This window comes from Mycobacterium sp. DHQP2018-32-09 (genome assembly GCF_058148405.1).
Window position 1 is genome coordinate 25,147 of the sequence record NZ_JBYVYK010000060.1, and the last position, 7,487, is coordinate 32,633.

Sequence of the window (7,487 nt, forward strand, 5' to 3'; positions counted from 1 at the left end):
GCCCGGGTCAGGTCTCGGTCGGGTCCGGGTCAGGCCTGGGTCATGGTCCAGTACTCGCCGCGGCGGGCCAGCAGGTCGGCGTGGGTGCCGCTCTCGACGATGCGGCCCCGCTCCATGACCAGGATCGTGTCGGCGTCGCGGATCGTCGAGAGCCGGTGCGCGATGATGAAACTGGTGCGGTCGCGGCGCAGTTCGGCCGTCGCCTGGCCGATGAGCAGTTCCGTGCGGGTGTCCACCGAGCTGGTGGCCTCGTCGAGGATGAGCAGCTGCGGCCGGGCCAGGATGGCGCGGGCGATCGTGATGAGCTGCTTCTCTCCGGCGCTGAGGTTGCCCCCGTCGTCGTCGACGCGGGTGGCATACCCCTCGGGCAGCGTGCGCACGAAGTGGTCGACGTGCGCCGAGGCGGCCGCGGCCAACACCTCGGCTTCGGTGGCGTCGGGCCTGCCGTAGGCGATGTTGTCGTAGATCGTGCCGCCGAACAGCCACGTGTCCTGCAGCACCATGCCGATGCGGGACCGCACGGCGTGGCGCGACATCGCGGTGACGTCGACGCCGTCGAGCAGGATGCGCCCGCCGTCGACGTCGTAGAACCGCATCAGCAGGTTCACCAGCGTCGTCTTGCCCGCACCGGTGGGCCCCACGATCGCCACCGTGCTGCCCGGTTCCACCACCAGCGACAGGTCCGAGATCACCGGTGTGCCCGGGCGATAGGCGAAGTCGACGTGTTCGAACTCGACGCGGCCCCCACCGCGAGCGGGGTCCGGCGCCACCGGGTCCGGGGTCTGCTCGTCGGCGTCGAGGAGGTCGAAGACGCGCTCGGCGCTGGCGATGCCGGACTGCATCGTGTTGTACATCGACGCCACCTGGGTCAGCGGCTGGTTGAACTGGCGGACGTACTGGATGAAGGCTTGGATGCTGCCCAGCGTGATCTGCCCGGTCGCGACCTGCACGCCGCCCGACACCGCGACCGCGACGTAGCTGACGTTGCCGATGAACGTCGTCACCGGCGACACCAGACCGGAGAGGAACTGCGCACCGAAGCTCGCCTCGTAGACGTCGGCGTTCAGCTCGCGGAAGCGTTCCTCGGCGAGCGCGCGGTGACCGAACGTCTTGACCACCGTGAACCCGCTGTAGGTCTCCTCGACGTGCGCGTTCAGCCTGCCGGTGTTGCGCCACTGCGCCACGAACAGCCGCTGCGACCGGCGCGCGATGGTGCGCGTCGCCCACAGCGACACCGGCACCACGACCACCGTGATGGCGGTCAGCAGGGGCGAGATCGTCAGCATCATCGCCAACACCGCGACCACGGTGAGCACCGAGGTCAACAGTTGGCTGAGAGTTTGCGACAACGCCGAGGCGATGTTGTCGACGTCGTTGGTCACTCGACTCAGCACCTCGCCACGCTGCCGGGTGTCGAAGTACGCCAACGGAAGTCGGTGCACCTTGGCCTGCACGTCGGCGCGCATCCGCACCATGGTGCGTTGCACGACCACGTTGAGCAGCCGGGCTTGCGCCCACACCAGCAGTGCCGCAATCAGATACAGCCCCAGCGCCAATAGCAGGGTGCGTCCCACCGCGGTGAAGTCGACCCCGCGACCGGGGACGACGGCCATCCCCGACAGCAGATCGGCGAACGCGCCGTCCCCCCGCGCGCGGGCCGCCGCGACGGCCTGCTCCTTGGTCAGGCCGGCGGGCAGTTCCCGGCCGATCACGCCGTTGAACAGCAGGTCGGTGGCATGGCCGAGGATGCGCGGGCCCACGACGCCGATGGCGATGCCCGCCACGCCCAGCAGCAGCACCGTCGCCGTGAGGCCGCGTTGCGGCGTCAGGCGCCTCAGCAGCCGGCGCGCCGTTCCCCGGAAGTCCCGGGTGCGCTCGGGCGGCAGCTGCGCCACCCGCAGTGCGCGCGTCATCCGCGGTCTCCCACGCCGACGCTCTGCGAGTCGGCGAACTCGGCGTAGGTGGGGCACGTCGCCATCAGCTCGGCGTGCACGCCGACGCCCACGACGCGGCCGTCGTCGACGACCACGATCTGATCGGCGTCGGCGATCGTCGAAATGCGCTGCGCCACCACGATCACGGTCGCGTCGGCCGCGACCTCGCGCACCCCGGCACGCACCCGAGCGTCGGTGCGGACGTCCAGCGCGGAGAACGCGTCGTCGAACAGATAGATGCGGGGTCGACGGATGACGGCCCGCGCAATGGCCAGCCGCTGCCGCTGGCCCCCGGAGAAGTTGATGCCGCCCTGGGCCACCGGCATGAGCAAGCCCTCCGGATGCGCCGAGACGAACTCGTCGGCGGCCGCGACGCGCAGCGCCTCCCACATCTGCTCGTCATCGGCGTCCGGCTTGCCGTAGCGCAGGTTGTCGGCGACGGTGCCGGAGAACAGATACCCGCGCTGGGGTACCAACCCGATGGCCGCCCACAGTGCCTCGACGTCGTAGTCGCGGACGTCGACGCCGTCGATGCGTACCGTGCCGCCGGTGGCGTCGTAGAGCCGGCAGATCAGGGACACCAGCGTCGACTTGCCCGCACCCGTCGACCCCACCACCGCCGTCGTGCTGCCCGGTCGGGCCGTGAACGAGATCTCCTGCAAGACCGGTTGATCCGCTCCGGGATGGCGAAACGTCACGTCGTCGAGCGTCACCACGCCCGTGACGGCGGCGGGCCGATGCGGATGCCGGGGGCTGGTGATGGAGGAGGACGTGGCGAACACCTCGCCGATCCGCTCGGCGCACACCGAGGCGCGCGGCAGGATTGCGAGCACCACGGTGACCAGCAACACCGACACGAGGATCTGCATGAAGTAGGACAGGAACGCGATGAGGGCGCCCACCTGCATGGTGCCGTCGTCGATGCGCATGCCGCCGAACCAGATGAGCGCGACGCTCGAGACGTTGATGACCAGGGTCGTCACCGGCAGCATCAGGGCCTGCCAGCGGCCAACGGTCAGTGCGGTGTCCGACAGCGACTGGTTGGCCGCGGCGAAGCGAGCCGCCTCCAGCGACTCCCTGGCGAAGGCGCGAACGACTCGGATCCCCGAGAGTTGTTCGCGCAGTACGCGGTTGATGCCGTCGATGAGGCCTTGCATGGCGCGAAACAGCGGCAGCAGCCGCGACACGATCCAGAAGTTGGCGACCGCCAGCAGCGGCACGCTGACCAGCAGCAGCCACGACAGGCCGGCGTCGAGGTGTACGGCCATCGCGATGCCGCCGACGGCGGTGATGGGCGCGGTGACCAGCATGGTGACGGTCATCTGCACCAGCACCTGGATCTGCTGTACGTCGTTGGTGGACCGGGTGAGCAGCGACGCAGTGCCGAACCGACCGGCCTCCCGCGCGGAGAACCCGGTGACGTGATGGAAGATCGCCGACCGCAGGTCCCGGCCGAACCCCATGCCCGCCCGTGAACCGAAGAACACCGCGCCCACCGCGCACACCACCTGCAGGCCCGTCACCGCCAACATGAGACCACCGAGTTCGACGATGACGCCGGTGTCGCCGCGGGCCACCCCGTCGTCGATGATCGCCGCGTTGATGGTCGGCAAGTACAGCGAGGCCAGCGTGCTGACCACCTGGAGCACGGCGACGACGGCCAGCAGGCGGCGGTACGGTCGCACGTATCGCCGCAGCAGCGCCAGGAGCATCTGGCTACTGTCGCACACCCCGCTGTGGGCCCCGCCACACGGCGCCGACCCGTCAACACGCCAAAACTGGCTGGTCAGTCGGCATGTCGGTGGTTGGCCGCGCAGGGTGCCGCTACAGTTGCGGGCGTGATGGGACGTTCGCGCGGAGGCATGGGGTGGCGACGCCGGCGGCACGGTGTCAAGACACTGACCGTCGGGCTGGCGGCCGTGCTTCCCGTCCTCGCCGCGTGCTCGGGATCGGACCAACCGGCCGGCCCGTCGTCGTCGGCGAGCCCGGCGCCGTCCGCGGCCTCTCAGCACGGCCCGTTCTTCCCCGAGTGTGGCGGCATCTCCGACGCCACCGTGAGCCAGCTCACCCAGGTCAACGGCCTGGTGAACACCGCCAAGACGTCGGTCGGCTGCCAGTGGCTGGCCGGCGGCAGCATCCTCGGACCGCACTTCTCGTTCTCCTGGTTCCGGGGCAGCCCCATCGGCCGGGAGCGAAAGACCATGGAGTTGTCCAGGACCAGCGTCGACGACATCAACATCGAGGGCCACGACGGCTTCATCGGACTCAACGAGGATCCCACCCAGGGTGTGAACCTGTGCGAGATCGGCATCGGGTTCGGCGACGACTTCATCGAATGGTCGGTCAGCTACTCCCAGAAGCCGTTCCCGGACGCGTGTGACGTCGCCAAGGAACTCACCCGCCAGTCGATCGTGAACTCGAAGTGAGCGCGCGCGTGGGCAGGGTGGCGGCCGCAGCGGCGGCGCTGCTGCTGGTGACCGGCGTGGCGGGCTGCACGAGCACCGTCGAGGGCACCGCGGTGCGCGCAGGCTCGGACACCTCGCGCAACGACAACTCCGAGCGCACCTACCCCAACCTGCTCAAGGAGTGCGACGTCCTGACCCAGGACATCCTGGCCCAGACCGTGGGCGCCGATCCGCTCGACATCCAGAGCACGTTCGTCGGGGCGATCTGTCGCTGGCAGGCGCTCAACCCGTCGGGTCTGATCGACATCACCCGCTTCTGGTTCGAGCAGGGCAGCCTCGATCACGAGCGTCAGGTGGCCGAGCAGTTGAAGTACACGATCGAGAACCGCTCCGTCGCGGGCGTGCCGTCGTTCGTCATGAAGACCAACGACGCCAACGGCGCGTGCGGTGTCGCCAGCGACGCCGCGGGCGTGGTCGGCTGGTGGATCAACCCGCAGTCCCCGGGCATCGACGCGTGCGCCATGGCGATCAAGCTGATGGAGCTGACGCTCAACACCAACAACTAGCCTCGCCGGGCGCTCGCGCGCGCGGTGGTCAGCGGGGCACGTGGAACGACACCAGCGTCGCGCCGCCGAGTTCCAGGTCGGCCCAGCGGGCGTCCGTGGTCAACACCGCGATCGCCGACGTCGGGAACTTCGCCGCGATGTCGCGGGCGGCGGCCTCGTCGCCGCCGGGACCTGCGAGTCCGAGCGTCAAGCTCGACGTCGTGGGTTCGTGGCCGACGACGAGCAGCGTCGTCACGTCGTCGGACACCCGGTTGATCGCGGCCAGCACGGCGCCCGGGGTGGCGTCGTACAGGTCGTCGAGGAAGTCGGCGGGCGCGGTCACGCCGGTACCCTCCAGCGTCTGCCTGGTGCGGGTGGCCGACGAACACAGCACGGCGTCCACCCGGGGGGCGTTGGCGCGGATCCAGTCGCCGGCCAGCGGTGCCTCACGCAGCCCCCGGGAGGCCAGCGGTCTGCCGTGGTCGGCCACCCCGGCCGGGTATCCGGACTTCGCGTGGCGCATCAGCAGTAGCGTTCGGCTCATCGGGTCCACCTCATCCGGCCAACTTAGCGCGGCCCCTTCGCGCGCCTGCCGACGCAGGTCACCCGAGGTCGCGCGGCGGTGCCGGGAGATGTCGGAGCCCCGTCCTAGACTCGCAGCAGTTCCGAGACCGACGAGCATGGGGAGGGCGCACCGGATGCGGTTCCTGCACACCGCCGACTGGCAGCTCGGCATGACCCGGCACTTCCTCAATGCCGAGGCGCAGCCCCGCTATTCGGCCGCCCGCAGGGACGTGGTCGCGACCATGGGGCCCCTCGCCGCCGAGGTGGGCGCGGAGTTCGTGGTGGTCGCCGGCGACGTCTTCGACGACAACCACCTGGCGCCCACGGTCGTCAGCCAGTCGCTCGAGGCCATGCGCCGCATCGGCGTCCCGGTCTATCTGCTGCCCGGCAACCACGACCCGTTGGATGCCGGGTCCGTGTACACCAGCGCACTGTTCCTGCGGGAGCGGCCGGACAACGTGGTGGTGCTCGACCGTGCCGGCGTCGTGGACGTCCGCCCGGGGCTGCAAATCGTCGCCGCCCCTTGGCGTTCCAAGAAGCCGACGACGGACCTGCTGGGCGACGTGCTGGACGACGTCCCCGCCGACGGCGTCACGCGCGTGGTCGTCGGCCACGGCGGCGTCGACGTGTTCGAGCCCGACCGGCAGAAGGCCTCGCTGATCGGGTTGCGGCGGGTCGAGGCGGCGCTGGCCCGCGGTGCGGTGCACTACGTGGCGTTGGGCGACAAGCACTCTCGCACCCAGGTCGGCACGACCGGCCGGGTGTGGTACTCCGGTGCGCCGGAGGTCACCAACTACGACCACGTGGAGTCCGATCCCGGCTACGTGCTGGTGGTCGACGTCGACGAGGCGGATCCCGCGCGCGCCGTGTCGGTCGACGCCCGCCGCGTGGGCAGCTGGCGGTTCGTCTCGCTGAGCCACACCGTCGACACCGCCCGCGACATCGTCGACCTCGACCTCAACCTCGACCTGTTCGAGCACAAGGACCGCACCGTCGTACAGGTGGCGCTCGACGGGTCGCTCACGGTCACCGACATGGCCGCGCTCGAAGAGTGCCTGGAGAAGCACGCCCGCCGGTTCGCCGCGTTGACCACCTGGGACAGCAGGACCGATCTCGCGGTCGTTCCCGCCGACGGCGAGTTCGCCGATCTGGGCATCGGCGGGTTCGCCGCGTCCGCCGTCGACGAGCTGGTGGCCACCGCCAAGGCCGACGGCGCCGACGCCGAGGACGCGCGCGCCGCGCTGGCGCTGCTGCTGCGCCTGGTGGACCGGGGTGCCGCGTGAAACTGCATCGCCTCACGCTGCGCAACTACCGTGGCATCGCCCACCGTGACGTCGAGTTCCCCGACCGCGGCGTCGTGGTGGTCAGCGGTGCCAACGAGATCGGCAAGTCCTCGATGATCGAGGCGCTGGACCTGCTGCTCGGGTCCAAGGACCGCTCCACGAAGAAGGACGTCAAGCAGGTCAAGCCCACCCACGTCGACGAGGGCGCCGAGGTGACGGCCGAGATCAGCAGCGGCCCCTACCGATTCACCTACCACAAGCGGTTCCACAAGAAGCCCGTCACGGCGCTCACCATCACCGCCCCGACGCGCGAACAGCTCACCGGCGACGAGGCGCACGAACGCGTCGAGGCCATCCTCGCGCAGACCGTCGACGTGCGGCTGTGGGAGGCGCAGCGCGTGCTGCAGGCGTCGTCCACGGCGCCGGTCGACCTGTCCGGTTCCGACGCGCTGTCGCGCGCCCTCGACGTGGCCGCGGGCCAGTCGGCCCCGCCCGCAGGCGGTGAACTCTCCGGTTCCGAACCGCTGCTGATCGACCGGATCGACGAGGAGTTCCGCCGGTATTTCACCGCCACCGGCCGCCCGACGGGGGAGTGGCTAGCAGCACGCAAGCGCCGCGAGAGCGCGGCCGAGGACGTGGCGGCCTGCCGTGCCCGCGTCGCCGAGGTCGAGGACGCCGTGGCCCGGCACGAGGCCACCACCGCAGAACTGGCCGTCGTCGTCGCGGACCGCGCCGCGGCCACGGCGCGCGTCGACC

7 protein-coding genes are annotated in these 7,487 nt (G+C 70.4%); 4 read left to right on the top strand and 3 right to left on the bottom strand.

The window, feature by feature from the left end:
• Window positions 1–29: 29 nt before the first annotated feature.
• Both AC30CM_RS23450 and AC30CM_RS23455 read right to left on the bottom strand, forming a co-directional pair.
• Window positions 30–1,913, bottom strand: a complete 1,884-nt coding sequence (locus AC30CM_RS23450; RefSeq protein WP_490119315.1) for an ABC transporter ATP-binding protein — start codon at window positions 1,911–1,913, stop codon at window positions 30–32.
• Complete coding sequence (locus tag AC30CM_RS23455; protein ID WP_490119316.1) at window positions 1,910–3,646, bottom strand: ABC transporter ATP-binding protein; 1,737 nt, start codon at window positions 3,644–3,646, stop codon at window positions 1,910–1,912. The genes AC30CM_RS23450 and AC30CM_RS23455 overlap by 4 nt, the downstream gene beginning before the upstream one ends.
• 129 nt (window positions 3,647–3,775) lie before the next feature.
• Here AC30CM_RS23455 and AC30CM_RS23460 point away from each other — a divergent pair, with 129 nt between their 5' ends.
• Window positions 3,776–4,360: a DUF3558 domain-containing protein gene (locus AC30CM_RS23460; RefSeq protein WP_490119322.1), complete on the top strand. Its 585-nt coding sequence runs from the start codon at window positions 3,776–3,778 to the stop codon at window positions 4,358–4,360.
• Complete coding sequence (locus AC30CM_RS23465) at window positions 4,357–4,905, top strand: DUF3558 domain-containing protein (protein WP_490119317.1); 549 nt, start codon at window positions 4,357–4,359, stop codon at window positions 4,903–4,905. Before AC30CM_RS23460 ends, AC30CM_RS23465 begins: the two co-directional genes overlap by 4 nt.
• A gap of 28 nt (window positions 4,906–4,933) precedes the next feature.
• Here AC30CM_RS23465 and AC30CM_RS23470 read toward each other — a convergent pair whose 3' ends face one another.
• Window positions 4,934–5,428, bottom strand: a complete 495-nt coding sequence (locus AC30CM_RS23470; RefSeq protein ID WP_490119318.1) for a SixA phosphatase family protein — start codon at window positions 5,426–5,428, stop codon at window positions 4,934–4,936.
• 154 nt (window positions 5,429–5,582) lie between these two features.
• Between AC30CM_RS23470 and AC30CM_RS23475 the strand changes: the two genes are divergently transcribed.
• Both AC30CM_RS23475 and AC30CM_RS23480 read left to right on the top strand, forming a co-directional pair.
• On the top strand, window positions 5,583–6,731 hold the full coding sequence (locus AC30CM_RS23475; RefSeq protein WP_490119319.1) for a metallophosphoesterase family protein: 1,149 nt from the start codon (window positions 5,583–5,585) through the stop codon (window positions 6,729–6,731).
• Window positions 6,728–7,487 (top strand): AAA family ATPase (locus AC30CM_RS23480; protein WP_490119320.1); only part of this gene is annotated, 760 nt, incomplete at its 3' end. The genes AC30CM_RS23475 and AC30CM_RS23480, both read left to right, overlap by 4 nt.

What these genes read in the sequence shown, in the direction of transcription:
- AC30CM_RS23450 (WP_490119315.1), bottom strand. Translation starts at nt 1,913, where the DNA reads ATGACGCGCGCACTGCGGGTGGCGCAGCTGCCGCCCGAGCGCACCCGG.
- AC30CM_RS23455 (WP_490119316.1), bottom strand. Translation starts at nt 3,646, where the DNA reads ATGCTCCTGGCGCTGCTGCGGCGATACGTGCGACCGTACCGCCGCCTG.
- AC30CM_RS23460 (WP_490119322.1), top strand. Translation starts at nt 3,776, where the DNA reads ATGGGACGTTCGCGCGGAGGCATGGGGTGGCGACGCCGGCGGCACGGT.
- AC30CM_RS23470 (WP_490119318.1), bottom strand. Translation starts at nt 5,428, where the DNA reads ATGAGCCGAACGCTACTGCTGATGCGCCACGCGAAGTCCGGATACCCG.
- AC30CM_RS23475 (WP_490119319.1), top strand. Translation starts at nt 5,583, where the DNA reads ATGCGGTTCCTGCACACCGCCGACTGGCAGCTCGGCATGACCCGGCAC.